23 protein-coding genes and 2 pseudogenes are annotated in these 21,014 nt (G+C 74.5%); 12 read left to right on the top strand and 13 right to left on the bottom strand.

Annotated elements, in window-relative coordinates:
* Positions 1-13: 13 nt before the first annotated feature.
* The gene (locus G7075_RS16375; RefSeq protein WP_166123429.1) at positions 14-1,438 is read left to right on the top strand and encodes a DNA polymerase IV; all 1,425 of its coding nucleotides are present in this window, start codon (positions 14-16) and stop codon (positions 1,436-1,438) included.
* On the opposite strand, the gene G7075_RS16370 is transcribed toward G7075_RS16375, so the two are convergent.
* Genes G7075_RS16370 through G7075_RS16360 form a run of 3 tightly spaced genes read right to left on the bottom strand, consistent with a single transcriptional unit; the run spans position 1,426 to position 3,215 of the window.
* Positions 1,426-2,079 (bottom strand): TMEM175 family protein, encoded by a 654-nt coding sequence (locus G7075_RS16370; RefSeq protein ID WP_166123427.1) that lies wholly within the window; start codon positions 2,077-2,079, stop codon positions 1,426-1,428. The two genes, G7075_RS16375 and G7075_RS16370, sit on opposite strands and share 13 nt — an antisense overlap.
* Positions 2,080-2,130: 51 nt before the next feature.
* Positions 2,131-2,628, bottom strand: coding sequence for a hypothetical protein (locus G7075_RS16365; protein WP_166123425.1), 498 nt, complete (start codon positions 2,626-2,628; stop codon positions 2,131-2,133).
* The gene (locus G7075_RS16360) at positions 2,625-3,215 is read right to left on the bottom strand and encodes an RNA polymerase sigma factor (protein ID WP_166123423.1); all 591 of its coding nucleotides are present in this window, start codon (positions 3,213-3,215) and stop codon (positions 2,625-2,627) included. The genes G7075_RS16365 and G7075_RS16360 overlap by 4 nt, the downstream gene beginning before the upstream one ends.
* Before the next feature lie 182 nt (positions 3,216-3,397).
* Between G7075_RS16360 and G7075_RS16355 the strand changes: the two genes are divergently transcribed.
* The 8 genes from G7075_RS16355 (at position 3,398) to G7075_RS22125 (ending at position 6,374) form a co-directional block, all read left to right on the top strand.
* Positions 3,398-3,883 carry an Asp23/Gls24 family envelope stress response protein gene (locus tag G7075_RS16355; RefSeq protein WP_166123421.1) on the top strand — a complete coding sequence of 162 codons (486 nt, stop codon included), beginning with the start codon at positions 3,398-3,400 and terminating at the stop codon, positions 3,881-3,883.
* Positions 3,880-4,194 (top strand): Asp23/Gls24 family envelope stress response protein, encoded by a 315-nt coding sequence (locus G7075_RS16350; RefSeq protein WP_166123419.1) that lies wholly within the window; start codon positions 3,880-3,882, stop codon positions 4,192-4,194. The genes G7075_RS16355 and G7075_RS16350 overlap by 4 nt, the downstream gene beginning before the upstream one ends.
* A 33-nt stretch (positions 4,195-4,227) precedes the next feature.
* Entirely contained in the window at positions 4,228-4,407 is a 180-nt protein-coding gene (locus G7075_RS16345; protein WP_166123417.1) for a DUF2273 domain-containing protein, read from the top strand.
* Entirely contained in the window at positions 4,400-4,750 is a 351-nt protein-coding gene (locus G7075_RS16340) for an Asp23/Gls24 family envelope stress response protein (RefSeq protein ID WP_166123415.1), read from the top strand. The genes G7075_RS16345 and G7075_RS16340 overlap by 8 nt, the downstream gene beginning before the upstream one ends.
* Complete coding sequence (locus tag G7075_RS16335) at positions 4,747-5,355, top strand: DUF6286 domain-containing protein (RefSeq protein WP_166123413.1); 609 nt, start codon at positions 4,747-4,749, stop codon at positions 5,353-5,355. Before G7075_RS16340 ends, G7075_RS16335 begins: the two co-directional genes overlap by 4 nt.
* 124 nt (positions 5,356-5,479) lie before the next feature.
* On the top strand, positions 5,480-5,914 hold the full coding sequence (locus tag G7075_RS16330) for a hypothetical protein (RefSeq protein ID WP_166123411.1): 435 nt from the start codon (positions 5,480-5,482) through the stop codon (positions 5,912-5,914).
* Positions 5,915-5,981: 67 nt separating this feature from the next.
* The gene (locus G7075_RS16325) at positions 5,982-6,152 is read left to right on the top strand and encodes a CsbD family protein (RefSeq protein WP_166123409.1); all 171 of its coding nucleotides are present in this window, start codon (positions 5,982-5,984) and stop codon (positions 6,150-6,152) included.
* Between the two features lie 96 nt (positions 6,153-6,248).
* Complete coding sequence (locus G7075_RS22125; RefSeq protein ID WP_256378039.1) at positions 6,249-6,374, top strand: hypothetical protein; 126 nt, start codon at positions 6,249-6,251, stop codon at positions 6,372-6,374.
* Positions 6,375-6,398: 24 nt separating this feature from the next.
* Here G7075_RS22125 and G7075_RS16320 read toward each other — a convergent pair whose 3' ends face one another.
* Positions 6,399-7,010, bottom strand: coding sequence for a GNAT family N-acetyltransferase (locus G7075_RS16320; RefSeq protein WP_240917690.1), 612 nt, complete (start codon positions 7,008-7,010; stop codon positions 6,399-6,401).
* Between the two features lie 136 nt (positions 7,011-7,146).
* On the opposite strand from G7075_RS16320, the gene G7075_RS16315 reads away from it, so the two are divergent.
* Together G7075_RS16315 and bfr are read left to right on the top strand one after the other, a co-directional pair.
* Complete coding sequence (locus G7075_RS16315) at positions 7,147-7,380, top strand: bacterioferritin-associated ferredoxin (protein ID WP_166123407.1); 234 nt, start codon at positions 7,147-7,149, stop codon at positions 7,378-7,380.
* A pseudogene (gene bfr / locus G7075_RS23070) lies at positions 7,301-7,822 on the top strand (bacterioferritin); the annotation flags it as partial. The gene G7075_RS16315 and the pseudogene bfr, both read left to right, overlap by 80 nt.
* Positions 7,823-7,918: 96 nt before the next feature.
* Here the strand turns inward: bfr and G7075_RS23065 are convergent.
* From G7075_RS23065 to G7075_RS16290, 4 genes and pseudogenes are all read right to left on the bottom strand, one after another.
* The gene (locus tag G7075_RS23065; protein WP_166124428.1) at positions 7,919-8,290 is read right to left on the bottom strand and encodes a 2-oxo acid dehydrogenase subunit E2; all 372 of its coding nucleotides are present in this window, start codon (positions 8,288-8,290) and stop codon (positions 7,919-7,921) included.
* A 110-nt stretch (positions 8,291-8,400) separates the two neighbouring features.
* Positions 8,401-8,748: pseudogene (locus tag G7075_RS23060) on the bottom strand (2-oxo acid dehydrogenase subunit E2); the annotation flags it as partial.
* Entirely contained in the window at positions 8,745-9,569 is an 825-nt protein-coding gene (locus tag G7075_RS16295; protein ID WP_166123405.1) for an SDR family oxidoreductase, read from the bottom strand. The gene G7075_RS16295 and the pseudogene G7075_RS23060, both read right to left, overlap by 4 nt.
* Before the next feature lie 135 nt (positions 9,570-9,704).
* Entirely contained in the window at positions 9,705-10,166 is a 462-nt protein-coding gene (locus G7075_RS16290; protein WP_166123403.1) for a MarR family winged helix-turn-helix transcriptional regulator, read from the bottom strand.
* Positions 10,167-10,221: 55 nt separating this feature from the next.
* Between G7075_RS16290 and G7075_RS16285 the strand changes: the two genes are divergently transcribed.
* Positions 10,222-11,451, top strand: coding sequence for an FAD-dependent oxidoreductase (locus G7075_RS16285; protein ID WP_166123401.1), 1,230 nt, complete (start codon positions 10,222-10,224; stop codon positions 11,449-11,451).
* Here the strand turns inward: G7075_RS16285 and egtD are convergent.
* From egtD to G7075_RS20410, 5 genes are all read right to left on the bottom strand, one after another.
* Positions 11,429-12,421 (bottom strand): L-histidine N(alpha)-methyltransferase, encoded by a 993-nt coding sequence (gene egtD / locus G7075_RS16280; protein ID WP_166123399.1) that lies wholly within the window; start codon positions 12,419-12,421, stop codon positions 11,429-11,431. The genes G7075_RS16285 and egtD overlap by 23 nt on opposite strands.
* Positions 12,418-13,629 (bottom strand): ergothioneine biosynthesis protein EgtB, encoded by a 1,212-nt coding sequence (egtB, locus tag G7075_RS16275; RefSeq protein WP_205860544.1) that lies wholly within the window; start codon positions 13,627-13,629, stop codon positions 12,418-12,420. Before egtB ends, egtD begins: the two co-directional genes overlap by 4 nt.
* Before the next feature lie 993 nt (positions 13,630-14,622).
* Positions 14,623-16,446: a hypothetical protein gene (locus G7075_RS16270; protein ID WP_166123395.1), complete on the bottom strand. Its 1,824-nt coding sequence runs from the start codon at positions 16,444-16,446 to the stop codon at positions 14,623-14,625.
* A gap of 183 nt (positions 16,447-16,629) precedes the next feature.
* Positions 16,630-17,994, bottom strand: a complete 1,365-nt coding sequence (locus tag G7075_RS16265; RefSeq protein WP_166123393.1) for a dicarboxylate/amino acid:cation symporter — start codon at positions 17,992-17,994, stop codon at positions 16,630-16,632.
* Positions 17,995-18,195: 201 nt separating this feature from the next.
* A complete protein-coding gene (locus tag G7075_RS20410) occupies positions 18,196-21,003 on the bottom strand; it encodes an RNA helicase (protein ID WP_205860543.1) in 2,808 nt (935 codons plus the stop codon).
* Positions 21,004-21,014: the final 11 nt, after the last annotated feature.

Below are 21,014 nucleotides of genomic sequence, written 5' to 3'. Positions count from 1 at the left end.
GGAGACTGGGAGCGTGCGCTCGCGGCCGGTGATCCTCCACCTCGACCTCGACGCCTTCTTCACCGCCGTCGAGCAGCTGCACAAGCCCTCGCTGCGCGGGAAGCCGGTCGTCGTCGGCGGGGTCGGCGGGCGGGGCGTGGTCTCCACTGCCAGTTACGAGGCCCGCGCCTTCGGGGTGCACTCCGCGATGCCGACCGCCGAGGCCCGCCGCCGCTGCCCGAACGCTGCCTACCTCGCCCCGCGCTTCGAGGCCTACCGCGACGCCTCGGTGCGGGTGATGGACCTCGCCCGCGCGCTCACCCCGCTCGTCGAGCAGGTCTCCATCGACGAGGCCTACCTCGACCTCACGCCGAGCCACCCCGACGCCACCGTCGAGTCGGTCACCGCCGTCGTCGAGGACCTGCGCGCCCGCATCCACGCCGCCACCGGCCTCACCGCGTCGGTCGGGGCCGGCACGAGCAAGCTCGTCGCGAAGATCCACTCCGACCTCGCCAAGCCCGACGGCTCGCTCGTCGTCCCGCCCGGCGAGGAGGCCGAGCGGCTCGCCCCGATGTCCGTGCGCGCCGTCCCCGGGGTCGGTCCCGCGACGGCCGCCCGGTTGGCCGCACACGGGGTGAGCACGGTGGGCCGGCTCGCGGGCCTCGAGCTCGACGAGGCCGTCGCCCTCCTCGGCAAGGCGCACGGCACCCAGCTGCACGCCTTCGCCCGCGGGGTCGACGACCGCGAGGTGGTCACCGAGCGGGCCGCCAAGTCGGTCTCCGCCGAGACCACCTTCCCCGCCGACGTCACCGACCGCGTCACCCTCGGCCGTCACGTGCGCGACCTGACCACCCGGGTCGGCGCCCGCCTGCGCGACGACGGGCTCTCCGGGCGCACCGTCGTGCTCAAGGTGCGCCGGCACGACTTCAGCACGCTCACCCGTTCGACCACCCTCGACCAGCCGACCCACGACGACGCGGTGGTGGTGCGCCACGCGGAGCGGCTGCTCGGCGGCCTCGACGTCTCGAACGGGTTGCGGCTCATCGGGGTCGGCGTCTCCGGGCTCTCGCTGTACAGCCAGCCCGACCTGCTCGACGGGCTCCTCGACGAGCCGGTCGCCCCGGTGCGGACGGCCGTCGACGACTTCGACCGCCCCGACGCCGGCGGCACCCCGGACCCGTCTCCCACGGCGGACGTCGAGGTCGTCGAGGTCGTCGAGGCGCCCGAGCCGGCACCGGGTCGTCCGACGTGGCGCCCCGGCCAGGACGTCGAGCACGCCGAGCACGGCCGGGGATGGGTGCAGGGCAGCGGGGTCGGGCGGGTCACCATCCGGTTCGAGGGACCCGACACCGAGGTGGGCCGCATCCGCACCCTCGCCGACGACGACCCCGACCTCTCCCCCGCCGACCCCCCGGTGTGGCACGGCGGACGGGGCGACGGCGCGGCTCAGGCGGTCTGAGGACCCTCGGCCCGTCGCCGGAGCAGGGTCGAGAGCGGCTGGGTGAGGAAGAGGACGAACAGCGCCGAGTACCCGACGCCCGGGAACGCCAGGACGACGAGCAGCGCGACGGTGAAGAGCACCGAGAGCACCGTCGTCACGCGCACCCCGCGGCGCACGCCGGGCAGTGCGCCCTCGACGGCGAGGTCGGGGTGGGTCAGCAGGTGCCGCGACACGAGCGTCAGGGTCACGCTCAACAGGAGCATGGCGCCGATGTAGAGGGTCGCCTGGAGCCGGTCGGTCTCCATCTGCCCGACCATGGCCGTGGCGACCGGCAGCCAGACGATGCCGAGCAGCCAGAGAGTGTTGAGCAGGAAGAGCGGCCCGCCGAGCCGGCGCACCCGCTCCCAGACGCGGTGGTGGCTCTGCCAGAAGACCGCGATGATCGCGAACGAGAGCCCGAAGCTGAACAGCTGGTTGGCGTGCGAGGAGACGAACTCGGCGGTGTCACCGCCCTCCGCGGCGGCCTCGGTGACGCTCTCCATGAGCGGCAGCACGAGCAGGGTCATCGCGATGGCGACGACGGCGTCGGTGAAGAACACCAGCCGCTCGGCGCCCAGGGCCGTCGGGAGGGCCGACGGGGGCTCGCTCGTCTCGTCCATGGGCGCGAGGGTAGTGCGACCGTCCCCGGTGGAGGTTCTCCGCGGCCGGGGTCAGGGCAGGACGTCGTCGATGGTCACGTCGACGGGGGCGGTCGACGCGTCGAAGGCCGCCGGCCCGAGCAGGTCCTCGAGGGTGTCGAGCACGGTCCGGCGCACCCGGGTGGCGGCCTCGGCGAGGACGGCCCCGAACGTCGCGGTGACGTGGAGGGCGGCCCCGGTGCAGACGTCGCCGTCGAGCGTCACCGTGATCTGCGTCGGCGTGACGCCCTCCAGGGCCCCGACCGCCTCGCGCAGCTCGCCGACGACGACCCACTCGCGGACGACGAGCGTGTCCTCCTCCGGCACAACCGTTCCGGTGTCCTCCGGGAACACGGCGTGCACGGGCCGCGAGCGACGGGTCGTGGCCCGGACCGTCGAGCGGACCCGGGCGCTCACGTCGATGAAGCCCTCGGGGTCCTCGGACGCGAGCAGGCGCGCCGAGCGGCCGAGGAGGGCCTCCTCCTCGACGCTCACCGGGGCGTCGCGCCCCGGTCCGTCCGCGCTGGTCATGTCCTCCACTGTCGCATCTCCTCCACCAGGGACCGGCGGGCGCGGAACAGCTGACCGCGCACGGCGTCCGGGGTCGTCCGCAGCACCTCGGCGACCTCCGGCTGGCTGAGGCCCTCGACCTCGACGAGCACCCACACCGACCGCTGCCGCTCGGGGAGGGTGCGCAGGGCCGCCTCGAGCGCGGCCCGCAGCTCGGTGTCGGACGCGTGCCGGACCGGGTCGCCCGGGCCGTCCTCGACGGGACGGTCGAGCCGCTCGTCCTCGACGGGGACCGCGCTGCGCCGGCGTCGGGCGCTCGCGATCTTGTGGGCGAGGATGCCGAACAACCAGGTGCGCAGCGCCGAGCGGCCGTCGAACCGGTCGAGGGACCGCCAGGCCGCGACGAGCGCCTCCTGGACGAGGTCCTCGGCCTCGCCACGGTCGCTGACCGCGCGCTGCGCGTACCGGGTGAGGGACGGGCCGTGCCGCGTCACGATCTCCTCGAAGGCGCGGCGGTCACCGAGGGCGGCGGCGCGGGCCAGGGCGACGTCATCGCGACGGTCCTGCGCCGAGGCCCGGGCCCGGGGACGCGAGGAGGTCGTGACCACCACCGGCTCCTCCGTCCCGTCCGGCCGCTCCGGACATCCTGCAGGTCAAGCGCCGGATGGCTCCGGGCGGTGCCCGGCCCGGCACCGGTGTGGCGCACGTCACACACCCACCGGCGTGCGGATCGGCCCACCCGGCGCGACCCACCTCGTGAACAGACCTTCCCACCCTCGAAGGAGAGACCATGAGCGAGACCACCCGCGCGACCACCGTCGCCACCGAGACGACCGCGAGCCCGACCCCGTCGACCGCCCCCGCGTCGAGCACCGTCACGAAGACCGGGGCCGACGGCCACGGCCGCACGGTCATCGCCGACACCGTCGTCCTGAAGATCGCGGGCATCGCCGCCCGCGAGGTCTCCGGCGTGGCCGACCTCGGCAAGGGCGCCGCGCGCGCCGTGGGCGCCATCCGCGACCGGATCTCCGGTGTCGCCTCCGACCCGACGCTCGGCGTCAAGGTCGAGGTCGGCGAGACCCAGGCCGCCGTCGAGCTCGACCTCGTCGCCGAGTACGGCATCGCCATCGGCGACCTCGCCGAGGCCGTCCGCTCCAACGTCATCTCCGCCGTCGAGCGGATGACCGGGCTCGAGGTCACCGTCGTCGACATCACCGTCCACGACGTGGTGATCGACGGCGACCCCGAGGACGAGGAGAGCGAGCGGGTCCGGTGAGCGGCGCCCCCACCGGCGAGCTCGTCGACCGCGTCGCCGAGGCCGTCCGGTCCGTCCCGGGCGTCGTCGACCTCCACGGCGGCGCGCTCGGCGAGGCCGTGACGCTCCTGCCCGGCCGCCGCGTCGCCGGCATCCGGCAGTCCGACGACGACACCGAGGTGCACATCTCGGTCGAGCACGGCTCCCGCATCCGCGAGGTCGCCGACGCCGTGCGGCAGAGCGTGCGCGCCGTCACCGGCTCCGCCGTCACCGTCGTCGTCGAGGACGTCGTCGTCCCCGACGAGGACCCCGCGGCCGACCTCCCCTCCTGACCCACCAGCCCACCCCACGAACGGAAACGCACCATGAGCACTCCCGTCATCGGCCTCCTCGCCGGCCTCCTGCTCGCCCTCGCGGCGACCACCGGCGGTTTCGGCGGCTTCCTCCTCGCGATCGTCCTCGGCGGCGCCGGCTTCCTGCTCGGCGCGCAGCGCGACGGTTCGGTGGACCTCGGGGCCCTCGTCCCGAACCGCGACCGTGGCTGAGGGGCTCGCCCCGGCCGCCACGCGTGGACGCACCGTCATCGACGACCGGGTCTACGAGCGGACGGCCCGGGCCGCGACCCTCGGTGCCTCCGGCGTCGTGGAGCACCGGGGCGCCGGCGCCCTCGTCGGGCGCTCGCTGCCCCGCGTCGAGGTCCGCCGCAGCGACGACCACGTCCGCGTGCGCCTCGAGGTCGCCCTCGTCTGGCCGACCCCGCTCGACGCCGCCACGGCGTCCGTGCGCGACGCCGTCGCCGGCACGCTCGCCCGCGTGACCGGCTCCACCGTCGACGCGGTCGACGTCACCGTCACCCACCTCGAGCCCCAGGACAGGAGGCACCGATGAGCAGCACCCGGACCCTGCCGGTCCCCGCGACGGAACCGGAGCGGGTCCCCCGTGAGGAGCGGATGACGCCCGCCGTCGACGCGCCGTCCGGGGCGCCCCCGGCCGCCGCGACCGGTGTCGCCATCGCGCTCGTGGTCCTCGCCCTCGGCGTCATCGCCGTGCGTGACGCCCTCGTCCCCCTCGGCTGGGTGCCCGGGCCGTCCTGGCTCGAGCCGGTCGCCGGCGTCCTCGCCGACGGTGTCGGCAAGGACGCGTGGGTGCCCGTCGTGGCCGTCCTCGTCGCCCTGCTGGGCCTGTGGCTCGTGCGCCGCGCCCTCGGCCGCCGGCCCCGCACCGCCGTCTCCCTCGGCGACGGGACGAACGCGTGGCTGGAGCCGCGGGACGTCGCCCGGGTGGCCGACCTCGCCGCCTCCGACGTCGACGGTGTGGTCACCGTCCGCTCGCGGGCCGCTCGGCGCTCGGTGGCGCTCAGGGTCACCGTCGTCGACACCGCGGCCGACGGTGCGAAGGGCGCCGTGCAGGACGCCGTCCGTGACGCGCTCGACGGGCTCGACCCCACCCCGCGCGTCTCCGTCAAGGTCTCGACCCTCGGAGGTTCGCGATGACCCGCTCGGCCGTGCGGCTCGACCGCACCCTGACCCTCGTCGTCGGGCTGCTGCTCCTCGGGGGCGGCGTCGCGCTCGCCTTCTGGTGGGCCGGCGTGCTGGCCCCGACACCGACACGCTCGCCGTGGGTGGCGCCGACTCGTGGGCCTCCGCGGGCTGGTGGGTCTGGGCGCTGGCCCCCGTCGGGGTCCTGCTCGTCGTCGCCGGCCTGTCCTGGCTCGCGAGCCACCTGCGCCGGGTCGGCATCCGCTCCGTCTCGCTGCCCGACAGCGGGGAGGACGGGCGCCTGCGCCTGCGTCTCGCCGCCCTGGCGGACGCCGTGGCGGCAGCCGCCGAGTCCCGGCTCGCCACCGAGTCGGCCTCCGGGTCCGTGGGCTCCGGCCCCGACGCCGGGGTCGTCGAGGTCACCGTCACCGCCCGGCACGACGCCTCGCTCACCGAGCTGCGCCGTGACCTGGCGGCGGTCGACGCCGAGGTGGCCACGGCCACCGGTGGCGCCGTCCCGGTCCGCTACCTCGTGCGGGTGCACCGCCCGCCGCGGAACGCGGCCACCACCTGAACCACCACCTGAACCACCCCCTGAACCCCCCCTGACCGCACGGTCACCCCACAGAAAGGACACCACCATGGGTATCGCTGACAAGGCCAAGAACGCCGCGCAGGACCTCACCGGCAAGGCCAAGGAGGCCATCGGCGACGCGACGAACAACGAGCGCCTCGAGGCCGAGGGCAAGGCCGACCAGGCCGAGGCCAAGGTCAAGAAGGCCGGCGAGAACATCAAGGACACGCTCTCCTGAGCGCAGCCCTGACCCGATGACCCGACGGGGCCTGCCACCAGGAGTGGCAGGCCCCGTCGTCCGCATCCCCACTCACCCACCACGGGAGGACACCCCATGAGCCGTACGAAGAAGACCGCCTACACCGCCCTCGGCTGGCTGGTCTGGCAGGCCCTCGCCACGGTCGGCGTCCCGCTGGCCAGGCGCAAGGTCGCCGAGCGAGGGCGCGGCACCCAGGGCTGACGCCGGCCGTCCGAGGCGGGGCCGTCAGCCCAGCGGCCGGCGGCCGTAGGTGACGCCGCCCCCGTCGGCGGCCAGCCGCTCGAACCCCAGCCGCTCGTAGAACCCGGTGGCCGCGGTGTTCGCGGGGTCGACGACGAGGTGCAGCCCGGCGACACCGCGCGAGCCGAGCTCGGTGAGCACCGCCTCGACGAGCCGGCGGCCCCAGCGCCGTCCTTGGAGGCGCGGCAGCAGGTCGACGTGCAGGTGGGCCGGGTACGCCACGACGAGCGCGGGCTCGGCACGGGGCCAGGCGTGCAGCCGCCGGACGAGCGCGGCGTCGTCCGGGGTGTCGCCCGACCCCTGCGGGTGGGCCCGGCGGAGGGGTGGCAGCCAGTCGGCCTCGAGCCAGCGCTCGAACGCCGCGGTGTCGGCGGCCGCGACGCAGTACCCCGCCACCCCCTCCTCGTCCTCGACGACGAGGGCCACGGCGCCCGGCGCGTGCAGGTAGGGCGCTGCCCACACCATCCCCAGCAGCTCGGGGTCGGCGTGTCGGTCCGAGGCGTCGGCGCCCGCGAGGCCGGTCAGGAGGCAGACGCGGCGGACCGCGGGTTCGTCCGGGGCCCCGGCCGGTCGCATCCGCGCTGACGTCGTGTCCACCCGCCCCACGCTAGCCACCGCGGCCTCGGGCGGACGGCCACATCACGGACACTTATTAGGTGAGCCTCACCTTCATGTGGTTAGGTGACCCTGACTCCGCGGACCGGCCGTGGGGACGGACCCGGGAGGAGGCGCCGTGATCGTCTGCCACTGCAAGGTCGTCAACGACGCCACGATCACCCGGGCCGTCGAGGAGGGCGCCGTGACCCTCGCCGAGGTTTGCCGCACCACCGGTGCCGGCACCGACTGCGGGGGCTGCGTCTTCACGGTCAAGGCCCTCGTCTGCGAGCATGACGTCAGCCGGGCCCGCACGATGGACGACCTGCGGGCACTGTCCATCGACGAGGAGACCATCCGTGCAGCCAGTTGACCGTCGTGTCGTCGAGCTCTTCAACGAGGCCCTGACCTTCGAGCTCACCGTGACGAACATGTACTTCCTCCACGCCCGGATGCTCGACAACTGGGGCTTCACCCGGCTCGGCAAGGTCTTCTACGACCTGTCCATCGACGAGATGCGCGACGCCGACGCCCTCATCCAGCGGATCCTCTTCTTCGAGGGTCACCCCAACATCCAGAAGCTGCTCCCCCTCACGGTCGGCGAGACCGCCGAGGAGATGCTGCGCCTCGCCCACGCCGGCGAGCTCACGGCCGTCGCGCAGTTCAACGCCGCTGCCAAGGAGTGCCACGAGCTCGGCGACCACGGCTCGGCCGCCATCTTCGAGGAGATGGTCCGCGACGAGGAGAAGCACGCCGACTGGTTCGAGTCCCAGCTCGACGCGATCGAGCGGATCGGCGTCCCGCAGTATCTCGCTCAGCAGATGGAGCCGGGCAGCGCCCCTGACGGCTGCGCGACGCACGACACCACGAGGGCCCGTCCACCGGACGGGCCCTCGTCGCGTGCCGGTGGGTCAGCCGGGCGGACCGGCGCCGGGGACGTCGAGGCGGGCCGGGTCGGCGAGCAGCTCGAGGACCACCCGCTGGAGGCGCCCGGCGTGCGCGCCGTCGAGGATCCGGTGGTCGGCGGTCGCCACGAGGACGGCGACCGGCCGCACGACGACCTCGCCGTCGACGACGACCGGGCGCTCGCGCACGGTCCCGACGGCCAGGTACACGGCGGTCCGCGCGAACGGCGCCGGGGCCAGGAAGGCCTCGTCGAGGTCGAGGGTGCCGACGTTGGAGATGAACGCCGTGCCGAGGGGCGGCCGGGCTGGCCGAACGCCGGCACGCCGAACCCGCCGACGAGGAGGCTCGCGACGTCGAGGACCGTGCGCATCGCCCACGTCGGTGCGAGGTGGACCAGGGCGTTGGTGCGGCGGTGGTGGCGGTCGGTCCCGCCGCGGACGCCCGAGACGGAGGCCTCGACGCGTTCGGCGACCTCGACGGTGCTCAGCCGGTCGGCGTCCGCGACCCGGACCGGTGCGAGGTCGAAGCCGTCCTCGACGTCGACGGCGAAGGCGACGGTGCAGTCGTCCGTGGTGCGCAGCCGCCCCAGCACGACCCGGGCGCGCGCCTCGGGCACCTCGCGCAGGGCCCGGCCGAGGGCTGCGCCGACGAGGTGGGTGAGGGTGACCCGGACGCCGGTGCTGGCGCGCAGGTGCTCGAGGTGGGCCAGCGCGGCGGAGACGTCGACCTCGGTGCGGGCGTGGATGCGGCCCTCGGTGGGCGCGCGCCACGTGGCGACGGCGATCTTGCGGCGGACCGGGCGGCGGCTCGGGTGGCGGCTCGGGCGGCGGCTCATCGCGTCCTCGCCGGGGTGGCGTTCCGGGTGGCCGTCGCCGTCGGGAGGCCGGTGAGGACGGTGCGGACCAGGGCGCGGGGCGCCGCGGCGACCGCGGCGAGCGGGGCCGCGCGCCGGGGCAGGCGCACGTGTCGGCGGTCGCGCGCGACGGCGTCGACGACGGCTCCGGCCACCTCGTCGGGGCCGAGGCTGCGCAGGAGGTGGAGGCCGTGGGCGCGGGCGAAGGCGCGGGCGGTCGGCGGGTGCTCGGTGATGCGGTCCATCATCGGCGACTCGACCGGCCCGACCTCGACCGTCGTCGTGCGGACCGCGGTGCCGCGCAGCTCGAGCCGCAGCCCGGCCATCGCGTGGGTCAGGCCGGCCTTGGTCGCACCGTAGGCGGCCAGCCCCGGGAAGCTCGCGACCCCGGCGAGCGAGGAGAGCGCCACGACGTGGCCGCGGCGGCGCGCCAGCATCCCGGGCAGCACGAGGCGGGTGAGGACGAGCGGCGCGGTCAGGTTGAGGGCGACGGCCGCGGCCAGCTCGGCGGGGTCGGCATCGGCGAGCTCGTCGAGCACCTCGACTCCCGCGTTGTGCACCAGGACGTCGACCGGGCCGAGGCCGTCCTCGGCGCGGGTGACGACGTCGGCGAGCTCGTCGGTGCGGGTCAGGTCCGCCGGGAGGGCGGTGGCCCCGAGCTCGCCGGCGAGGTCCGTCAGGGGGCCGGCACCACGGGCCACGAGGGTCAGCCGCGCACCGAGCGCGGCGAACCCGGCCGCGAGGGCGGACCCGATGGTCCCCGTCGCGCCGGTCAGCAGGACGTGGGACCCCTCGAGCAGCATCCCCCAGTCTGGGTGACCGGCGAGGTGCCGCCGACCACTCCGGGTGCGACGGGCGATGTTGTCGAAGGTGCTCGCCCGGTTCGAGGTGACAGGCGACCCGGATCCGGTCGGGTGTCACCTCGACCCGGGGGTCGCTCAGGTGCCGTCGCCGCGCAGGCGCTCGGCGTGCCGGTCGGTCATCTCGCGCATCCGCTCGAGCAGGCCCCCCATCGCCCGCAGCTGGGCGTCCGTGACGCCGTCGAAGAGCCGGGTGCCCTCGTCGACGAGCGGCGCGTACATCGCGTAGGTCTCGCGGGAGCCCTCCTCCGTCATCCGCACGAGGACGCGGCGGCGGTCGGACTCGTCGCGCACCCGCTCGACGAGGCCGCGGGCCTCGAGCCGGTCGATGAGCGCGGTCGTCGCGGCCGGCCGCAGCCCGGTGGCGGTGGCCAGCGCGCCGGCGGTCTTCGGGCCGTCGACGAGCCAGTCGAGGCAGCGCAGGTCGGCCGGGCCGAGGTCGAGGGCCCGCCCCACGGCGTCGTCGTAGGCCTGGACGCTGCGCTGGTAGCGCTGCATCGCGTCGCCGAGCGAGGCGACCAGTTGACTCCGCGGGTCCATCCACCTACTCTTTCGAATATCGAAATGTTTGATCGTCGTACGGAAGAGGTCGAAGATGAGGCTACTCGTCGTCGGAGGAGGGGTCGCCGGGGCGGCCACGGCGCTCGCGGCCCGGCGGGTCGGGCTCGACGTGACGGTGCTCGAGCGCCGGCCGGCACTCGACCCCGACGAGGGGTCGTGGATCACGCTGGCGCCGAACGGCCTCGACGTCCTCGACCGGCTGGGCGTGCTCGACCCCGCGCGGGCCGTCGGGTGGTCCGCTCGCACCAACCGGCTGCTCGCCTCGGGCGGCCGCGTGCTCGGCGAGGTACCGCTCGGGACGCCCCTGGCCGACGGCTCGGTGGCACTGACGATGAAGCGTTCGGCCCTCTCGGCCCTGCTCGTCGACGCGGCGGTGGCGGCCGGCGCCGACCTGCGGCTCGGTGCGTCCGTGGAATCGCTCGAGGACGGCGCCGGTGGCCCGGCCGTCGTGCTCGCCGACGGCAGCCGCCTCACCGGTGACGTCGTCGTCGGCGCGGACGGGGTGTGGTCGCGGGTGCGGCGGGCCGTCGACCCCCGGACGCCGGAGCCGCGCTACGTCGGGATGGTGAACTTCGGCGGCGTCACCGCCGGGACCGGGTGGAACGAGCGGCTCGCCCCCGAGGCCTGGCAGTTCGTCTTCGGGCGGCGCTGCTTCACCGGCGCCTTCCCGCTCCCGAACGGGCGGGTCGTCTGGTTCGTCAACGAGGCGCGACCGCAGGTGACCCCGCAGGAACGGGCCGCGACGAGCGACGAGCAGTGGCGGGCCCACCTCTGCGACCTCGCCGCGGCCGACGCCGGGCCGGCCGCCGAGCTCATCGCCGCCGGGCGGCTCGAGCTGGCCGGTGACAACACGCACGACCTCGCCCGGGTGCCGCGCTGGCACGGCCGGGCGAGCGTGCTGGTCGGTGACGCCGTGCACGCGCCCTCGCCGAGCTCCGGGCAGGGGGCGGCGATGGCCCTCGAGGACGCCGCGGTGCTCGTCGACCTGCTGCGCACCCGCGGGCTCGACGGTCTGCCCGCCTACGAGACCGCCCGTCGCCACCGGGTCGAGGGCATCGTGCGGGCCGGGGCCCGGACGACGAGCGCCAAAATGCCCGGCCCGGTCGGTCGGGTGGTGCGCGACGGCATCCTGCGGGGGCTCGCGGCCTCCGGCGTCATGGCCCGGGAGGTGCTGGGCACGACGGCCCACCGGCTCGAGGCCCACCTCCTCGAGCCGACGCGCGGAGCCGCCGTCAGGTGCGTCAGGTCCGACGGGCCAGGGTGAGGGCGAAGTCGCCGGCGGGGTCGGTCCAGGTCTCGGCGACCTCGAAGCCGGCGTCGGCGAGCTCGGTGGCGATGCCCTCGAGCCGGAACTTCGTGGAGATCTCGATGCACAGCTCCTCGCCGGTGGCCAGCTCGACGACGAGGTCGGCCCCGGGCACCCGGACGACCGACGGCTCCTCGGCGCGCAGCCGCATGTCGATGCGCTCCATCCGGGCGTCCCAGAGCGGGGCGTAGCTGAAGGCGCCCTGGTCGAAGTCGGCCCCGAGCTCGCGGTTGACGACGGTGAGGCAGTTGCGGATGAACCGTTCCGTGAGGCCGGCGTCGTCGTCGTAGGCGGCGACCATCCGGTCGACGTCCTTGACCAGGTCGGTGCCGAGCAGCAGCCACTCGCCGGTGTCGAGCGAGTCGGCGAGGGCGCCGAGGAACGCGCGGCGCTCCTCGAGGTAGAAGTTGCCGATCGTGCTGCCGAGGAAGGCCACGAGCCGACGGTCGCCGCGGGGCAGGTGCCCCAGGTGCAGGGTGAAGTCGCCGACGACCGCCTCGACGGCCATCCCCGGGTAGCGCTCGGCGAGCATCGTCGCGGCACCGCGCAGCGTGGCGTCCGAGACGTCGACCGGGACGAACCGGCGCAGCGGCCCGTGCGAGCGGCCGGGGGACCGGAAGGCGTCGAGCAGCGTGCGCGTCTTGTCGCTCGTGCCGCTGCCCAGCTCGACGAGCGTGGCGGCGTCGCAGGCCTCGGCGACCTCGGCGGCGTGGGCGGTGAGGATGGCCCGCTCGGCCTCGGTGGGGTAGTACTCCGGCAGGCGGGTGATCTCGTCGAAGAGCCCGGCGCCGACGTCGTCGTACAGCCACTTCGGGGGGAGCCGCCGTGGCCGCCCGCCGAGGCCGCGACGCACGTCGTCGACGAGCGAGCCCGAGGCCCAGTCGGGGTCGAGGAGGACGCGGACCCGGGGTTCGAGGGCCCCGCTCACGCGACGGCCTCCGGGCGCTCGGCCGGAGCCGGAGGCGCACCACCGTCGGCGAGCCGTACCCCCGACAGGGCCCACCGCGCGCCGTGCGGGAAGAAGTTGCGGTAGGTGAGGCGCGCGTGGGCCGGCGGGGTGAGGGCGCAACCGCCGCGCAGGACCATCTGGTTGGACATGAACTTCCCGTTGTACTCGCCGATGGCGCCGGCGGGCGGGTGGAAGCCGGGGTACGGGTGGTAGGCCGAGGACGTCCACTCCCAGCAGTCGCCGTAGACCTGGCGCAGCCGGTGCCCGTCGACCGCCGGACCCGCCGGGCCCGGGTGGTAGTGCTCGAGGTCGGCGAGGTTGCCGCCGGAGTGGGCGGCGTCGGCCTGGCCGTCGACGACGACGGCGTGCTCCCACTCGCCCTCGGTGGGCAGGCGCTTGCCGGCCCAGGTGGCGTAGGCCTCGGCCTCGTAGAAGCTGACGTGCGCGACGGGGAGGCCGGGGTTGACCGGGAGGGTGCCGTGCAGGGTGTGCTCGAGCCACACGCCGTCGTGCTCGACCCAGTACAGGGGCGCGTGCCAGCCCTCGGCGCGGACCCGGGCGAGGCCGTCGGAGAGCCACAGCTCGGGGCGCCGGTAGCCGCCGTCGGCGATGAACTCGAGCCACTCGGCGTTGGTGACGAGGCGGTCGGCGAGCCGGTAGGGCTCGAGCCACTCCCGGTGCCGGGGCAGCTCGTTGTCGAAGGAGAAGCCGTCGCCCTCGTGGCCGACCTCGACGAGACCGCCCTCGACCTCGAGCCAGCCCATCGGGTCGGGCTCGCAGTGCTCGTGAGGGCGGCCGGCGTAGACCGGCTCGAGGGGGTTGCGGGACAGGACGTGCTTGATGTCCATGAGGAGCAGCTCCTGGTGCTGCTGCTCGTGGTGGAAGCCGAGCTCGATGGTCGCGGTGAGCTTCTCGAGCGACCCCTCGTCGAGGGTGGCCACGAGGTCGCGGACCCGGTTATCGACGTTGCCGCGGTAGAGCCCGACGTCGTGCGCGCCCGGGCGGGTGACGAGGCCCCGGTCGGGGCGCGAGAAGCGCGGGCCGAGGCTCTCGTAGTAGCTGTTGAAGAGGAACCAGTACCGGTCCTGGAAGGGCGCGAAGCCGGGCTCGTTGCCCTCGAGGAGGAAGGTCTCGAAGAACCACGTGACGTGTGCCCGGTGCCACTTCGTCGGCGAGACGTCGGGCATCGACTGGACGGTCTGGTCCTCCGGTGAGAGGGGGCGGCGAGGCGTTCGGTGTGCGAGCGCACCTCGTCGAAGCGGGCGGTGAGGCTGGTGGGATCCCATGTCGAGGTGGACACGGCGGTGCTCCTCTCGGTCGCGGCCGGTCGGGCGCGTCCGTCCATCCTCACCCACGGCACCGACAGCGACCAGCCCGCGTGACGCAGCGATACCGGATGGTCAGGAGATCGTCACCTGTCACGCGGGGTACCGTGGCCCGGTCGTCGAGGGGGAGGAACCGACACATGTCCACCACGGAGCGCACCGCTGCGCCCACGCGTCCGCACCGGGGCATCACGCACCTGATGCACCCGCAGGTCATCGGTGCCGTCATCGGGGCCGCGGGGGCCAGCGCCTTCGTCCACGCCAACCGGGGTGTGCTGCCGGGTCCGTGGGCCACCGTCGCCGTCGTCGCCTGGGCCGTGGCGCTGCTGGTCTGGGGTGGGCCGTGCTCGTGCGCCCGCGCCGGTTGGCCGATGCGGGACCGCCGGCCCGGGGCGCGGGCTGGTCTACGTGGGGTCGGTGCTGGGGATGCTCGCGCTGTTCGCCGTGGGCCGCCGGGTGCTCGACGCGCTCGACCGGCACGAGCTGATGCCGGCCGTCGTCGTCATCGGCGTGGGGCTGCACTTCCTCCCGTTCGCCCGGGCGTTCGGGGCCCCGGTCTTCGCCACCCTCGGCCTGACCCTCGCGGCGATCGGCCTGGCGGGCCTGCTGCTCGGCGTGGTGGCCGGTGCGGTGCCCGTGGCGGCCGCGGCGGTCCTCACCGGCGTGGTCATGCTCCTCCTCGTGGCCCTCGACGCCACCCGCGACCCGACCGCCCCGACGCCCGCCCCTGACCCCTCGGTCAGAGCCGGGACCGGGCGATCGTCCACGTCACCACGTAGTCCGACTCCGCCCCGCAGAGCGTCGGCGAGTTGCTCCCGTGGTGGCGCACGCGCATCGTCACCGGCCCGCCGGCCGTCACCCGGTGCAGCTCGTCGCCCCGGCGGACGAAGTTCTCGGCGGCGACCGCCCCGTCGCACGCGTCCTCGACGAGCGCGCGCAGGACCTCACCGAACCACCCCCGAGCAGTCCGAGGAGTGGTCCGGTGATCGGCGCCGAGAGGTCACCGACCTCCACCTTCGTCAGGCCCACGCCGCCCGCGGCCGCCTTGACGAAGGCGCGACCGGACCACTCCGCGAGCTTCTCGGCCTGACCCTGGAGGGCCGCGGACACGACGTCCTCGGGCTCGTCGCTGTTGACGAAGGTGTACCCGAAGGCGGCCGACTCGTGGAGCTCGATGGTCACCGGGTCGAGGCTCAGGAGGTTGGTCTGCCCCTCGTCGGGCGACGTGCCGCCCATCTTCCCCAGACGCTGGGTCCGGGTGCGCAACGGCCAGTCGTCGCGGCCCGTCCGCGTGGGCCAGCTCCCGACGGCCAGGGTGCACTGCCCGGTCACCGTGTCGTTGTTGAACGAGCGGGCCGTGTCGACCCGGACGAGGTCGATCGAGAACCGGTACTGCGAGGGGAGCCGCACGTGGTCGCCGAGCTGCCAGAAGTTGAGCGGCTCCCAGGTGCCCGCGGTGAGCGTCTTGCGCCACAGGTTCCGGTCGACGCCGGGGGTGATGACCTCGACCTCGTCCGGGCCCGTCGCGAGCAGCATCGGCGTCGAGCGCATCTGCTGCACCGGGCTGACCGGCGTCGGGTCGCTCCACGCGCCGTCCCCGAAGGCGATGTGCCGCAACGTGCCGGCGGTGTCGATGGCGCAGACGTCGAGACGACCCGGGCCTCGGGTCGCGATGGCGGGCGCGGAGGTGAACGCGACGTCGTCACCGGTCGTGCGGCCGGCGATCTGCTCCCAGTCGTTCCAGATGTCGCCGTCCCACCAGCGGTGGACGAGGCCGCCGTCCGGCGTGGCGCCGTCGCGGTGGCCGACGGCGACGACGTCGAGTCGGTCCGGGCCCCAGCTGGCGACCGCCGGTGCCGACGCGAGGTTGCCACCGAGGTTCTGCCACTCGGGGTCCCACGCGCCGCTCTCGAACCGGCGCCGGCGCAGTGAGAAGTCGGCCCCGCGCGCGAACACGTCGAAACGGCCGGGCCCCCACGACACGACGACCGGAGGGCTGCTGAAGTACCCACCCACCCGTTGCCATCCCGGGGTCCATCCGGACCGGGTGCGGGTCCGCCAGTACATGCCGAGGTCGACGCCGAGCCCGAGCACGTGCAGCTCGTCGCCGAGCCAGATGGCGGCCGGTGCGCTCGTGAACACACCCTCGAGACGGCGCCACGGGCCGGACGGGCGGCCGGCCCCGCCCCAGAGGGTCTTCGTGTACATGGCGTAGTCGAGCCCCAGGCCGAACACGTCGATGCGCTGCTCGGTCACCTCGGGTCCGAAGGGTCCGTGCCCGACCCACGGCTCGACGCCGGGACCTCCGCCCGGCACCGGCTCGACGGGCGCGGGAGTGGGGAGCGCCGGCTCGAGCGGGGCGAGCCCGCCGGCAGGCGTGAGCGGCGTCGTCGGGAGGTGCGTCGGCGGGACGTGACCCGGGCCGTGGCCGGGCGCGGGACCGGCCGACTCGTCGACGGTCAGGTCCTCGAGGTCCCCCAGGTCACCGACGACGATCGGCCGGTGGGTGTCGACCCTGGACACCACCGCCGGCACCGAGGTGAAGATGCCTCCGTGGTCGATCCACTGGATGACCCACTCCTGCCCGTTCCACGTGCGCTGCTTCAGGTGGAAGTCCTCGTCCAGGTAGAACAGGTCGCGCCGCCCCGCGTCACCGACCGCCCCCACGATGCCGTTCATGGCCGTCTCCTCTCACCGGTCGAGAACGAGGAGGGAGGGCCGTCCGCGGTGATACCTCCGCAGGCCCAGCGCACGGCGTCCGGAGTCGTCGCCGGTTGCCTGTCTCGGTGACGCCCGGGGAGGGTCGACCGGGTCTCGACCCGGTCGACCCTCCCACCGAGGCGCTCCGGTGGTGCCCGGAGATCAGGCGGCGGCGAGGGCGGCGTCGCCCACGGGGTCGCGCGAGCGGTCGCCCGCGTAGACGGCCTCGTCGAGGATGCCCTCGCGCTTGGCGACGACGGTCGGCACCAGCGCCTGGCCGGCGACGTTCGTCATCGTCCGCATCATGTCGAGGACGGGGTCGATGGCGAGCAGCAGCCCGACGCCCTCGAGCGGCAGCCCGAGCGTCGACAGCGTGAGGGTCAGCATGACCACCGCGCCGGTGAGGCCCGCCGTGGCCGCCGAGCCGACGACCGACACGAAGGCGATGAGCAGGTAGTCGGTGACGCCGAGGTCGACCCCGAAGAACTGCGCGACGAAGATCGCGGCCAGGGCCGGGTAGATCGCGGCGCAGCCGTCCATCTTCGTCGTCGCGCCGAGCGGCACCGAGAACGAGGCGTACTCGCGCGGGACGCCGAGGTTGCGCGTCGTGACGTACTGGGTGACCGGCATCGTGCCGACCGAGCTGCGCGACACGAACGCCAGCTGGAGGGCCGGCCAGGCGCCGGAGAAGAACTTCGCCGGGCTCAGGCCGTGGGCCCGCAGGACGAGCGGGTAGACGACGAGCAGGACGAGGGCGCACCCGACGTAGACGTCGATCGTGAAGACGGCGAGCGGGGCGAGCAGGTCCCAGCCGTAGGTCGCGACGGCGGTGCCGATGAGGCCGAGCGTCCCGAGCGGCGAGAGCCGGATGACCCACCACAGCACGGTCTGCACGACGGCGAGGAAGCTCTCGGAGAAGGCGACGAACGGCTCGGCGCGCTTCCCGGTCTTGAGCACCGCGACACCGATGAGCAGGGCGATGACGACGATCTGGAGGACGTTGAAGTCCAGGCTCACCGAGCCGTCGTCGCCCGAGCTGCCCTGCAGGCCGAGGATGTTCGCGGGGACGATGCCCTGGAGGAAGTCGGTCCACGCGCCGGTGTGGCCCGGGGCGGCCACCGCCGAGCGGTCGACGCTCGTGCGCAGCCCGGGGTCGGTGACCAGGCCGATGGTGATGCCGATGCCGACCGCGATGGCCGCGGTGATCGCGAACCACAGGAGGGTCTGGCCCGCGAGGCGCGCGGCGTTCGTCACGTCGCGGAGCCGGGCGACGCTGACGACGATGGCGAGGAAGACGAGCGGCACGACGATGGTGCGCAGCAGGCTGACGAAGCTGCTGCCGATGACGTCCAGGGTGGTGGTCAGGCCGTCGGAGGAGGTGGCCCGGGCCAGCCAGCCGAGGAGCGCGCCGAGCACGAGGCCGGCGACGATCTGGGCCCAGAACGGGAGGCGCAGGCGGCGGCGGGCGGGGCCGTCCGGGGTGCCGTCGTCGGTGGGGCGCGGGTCGGTGGCGGTGGTCGAGGCCACGGCGAGGTCCTTCCGGAGGGGTCTGAGGGGGTGGTCCGTCCGGGCCCAACACGTCACCACCGGCACCGATTCCCGCCGCTCTCGCGAGCTGGGACACAAAGTTCCGCTCACCGGGACGGTCACGGCTGGTTCGAGGTATCCCGCTGCCGTCTCGCGGTGGCGGAATACCTCGACCCGATGGAGCGTCGGGGCGGCGTCCCCTCAGGTCAGGGGCGCGAGGCCGGTGACGACGAGGGCGGGCTCGCCGGCCTCGTCGGTGGCGGCGAGGTCGAGCTCGGCCGTCAGGCGCCAGTCGTGGTCGCCGTCCTCGTCGTCGAGCACCTGGGTGACGTGCCAGAGGCCGTCGCCCTCCTCGACCGTGAAGAGCGCCGGCCCGCGGGCGGCCGGCCCGGTCGAGAACTGCCGGTACTCGGCGAGGTAGCCGGCCGCGGCGTCCTGCCACTGCTCCGCCGACAGGCCGCCGTCGATCGCCGCGAGGGCCTCGTACCTCCCGAGCGACAGCAGCTCGACCCTGCGGAACATGCTCTGGCGCACCATCACCCGCAGCGCGCGCGGGTTCGCGGAGAGCGCCCGGCCCTCGGTCGTGGGTCGCACCTCGGGGTCGGCGGCGTCCGATGGGTTGGCCAGCGCCTCCCACTCGTCGAGGAGGCTGGAGTCGGTGCCCCGCACCACCTCGCCGAGCCACTCGACGAGGTCGTCGAGCTCCTCGGTGCGCGCCGAGGTCGGGACCGTCGAGCGCAGCGCGCGGTAGGCGTCGGTGAGGTAGCGCAGCACGACGCCCTCGGCGCGGGCCAGCTTGTGGTGGGCCACGAAGTCGCCGAAGGTCATCGCCCGCTCGAACAGCTCGCGCACGACGGACTTGGGCGACAGGTCGCGCGGGTCGACCCACGGATGGCGCTGCCGGTAGGTGCGCAGCGACTGCTCGAGCAGCTCGGCGAGGGGTTTGGGCCACGTGACGTCCTCGAGGGCGTCCATCCGCTCCTCGTACTCCATGCCGTCGGCCTTCATCGCCGCCACGGCTTCGCCGCGCGCCTCGAACTGTTGGGCCATGAGCACCGGGCGCGGGTCGTCGAGGGTGGCCTCGATGACGCTCACGACGTCGAGTGCGTAGTCGGGCGACTCGCGGTCGAGCAGCTCGAGGGCGGCCAGCGCGAAGGCCGACAGCGCCTGGTTGAGCGCGAACCCCTCGTGCAGGTCCATCGCGACCTGGAACGGGCCCTCCTCGTACCGCCGCCCCTCGCGCCGAAGGAACCGCTCGAGGGGGGATGCCTCCACCGCGTCCTCGGCGTCGAGTGCGGAGCCGGTCGCCCGGGCAGCCGTTTCCGCACTCGACCCGGACGAGCCGGACGATGCAGAGGGGGTGGGGGCCAGGCCGGCGGCGGCCAGCGCTGCCCCCAGCGCGCCCAGTCCTTCTCCGACGGGTGCCGGGTCGGGCTCGGGCGCCGGTGCCGCCTCCACGGGAGGCGCCTCGGGCGGATCCGGTTCGGGCGGAAGCCAGTCGGCGACGACCGAGCCGTCGTCCGGCTCGACCACCCCGGCCCGCAGCAGCGACCCGAGCACCTGCACGGCCCGCTCGACCATCCGCTCGCGACGCTCGTCGTCCTCGTGGTTGTCGAGCAGGAGGGTGTGCAGCGCGTCCTGCTGGCCCTCCCACTGGTCGAGGACGTTGAGCACCATCGCGTGCGTGACGCGCATCTTCGAGGTCAGCGGCTCGGGCTCGGCCGTGACGAGCCGGTCGTACGTCGACTGCGCGTACGTCAGCACACCCTCGGGCGGCTTGCGGCGGACGACCCGCCGCTCCTTCTTCGGGTCGCCGCCGGCCTTCGCGAGTGCCTTGGAGTTCTCGATGACGTGCTCGGGCGCCTGGACGACGACGTAGCCGACGGTGTCGAACCCCGCGCGCCCGGCCCGTCCGGCGATCTGGTGGAACTCGCGCGCCCGCAGCACCCGCTGCTTGCGCCCGTCGTACTTCGTCAGCGACGTGAAGAGGACGGTGCGGATGGGCACGTTGATGCCGACGCCGAGGGTGTCGGTGCCGCACACGACCGCGAGCAGACCGGCCTGCGCGAGGGTCTCGACGAGGCGCCGGTACTTCGGCAGCATCCCCGCGTGGTGGACGCCGATGCCGTGCAGCACGAGCCGGCGCAGCGTCTGCCCGAACCCCTTCCCGAACCGGAACCCGCCGACCGCCTCCTTGATGGCCGCCTTGCGCGCCGACGGCACCACCTCGACCGACATGAGGGCCTGGGCCTGCTCGACGGCCCCGGACTGCGTGAACGAGACGACGTACACCGGCGCGCGGTCGTCGCGCAGCAGCAGCTCGATGGTCTCGTGCACCGCGGTGAGGACCCACTCGTGCTCGAGCGGGACGGGTCGCTCGACGCCCTTGACCGACACGACCTCGCGGGCGGTGCGGCGGCCGAGGTCGCGCTCGAGCTCGGTGGTGTCGCCGAGGGTCGCCGACATGAGCAGCAGCTGGGTGTCGGGCAGCAGCAGCAGCGGCACCTGCCACGCCCATCCGCGGTCGGGCTCGCCGTAGAAGTGGAACTCGTCCATGACGACGAGCCCGATGTCGGACGCATCCCGTTCCCGCAGTGCGTGGTTCGCGAGGACCTCGGCCGTCGCGCAGATGATGGGGGCGCCGGGGTTCACGGCCGCGTCACCGGTGAGCATCCCGACCTGCTCGGCCCCGAAGGTCTCGACGAGGGCGAAGAACTTCTCGGACACCAGGGCCTTGATGGGCGCGGTGTACCAGGAACGGCGACCGGTGGCGAGGGCCTGCGCGTGCGCGGCGACGGCGACGAGCGACTTGCCGGAGCCGGTGGGCGTGGCGAGGACGACGTGGGCGCCCTCGGCGAGCGCCAGCACGGCCTCCTCCTGCGCCGGGTAGAGGGCGAAGCCGCGCTCGCCGGCCCACTCGACGAAGACGTCGAGGGCGGCGTCGGCCCCGGAGCCCGCCTCGGTGGGGTCGCCGGTGGGGTCGCCGGTGAGGCGGTCGGTGAGCGTCATCGGGGTCGATT

The organism is Phycicoccus sp. HDW14 (genome assembly GCF_011383005.1).
GTDB lineage: Bacteria > Actinomycetota > Actinomycetes > Actinomycetales > Dermatophilaceae > Phycicoccus.
This window is presented reverse-complemented; position numbering and strand designations above follow the sequence as displayed.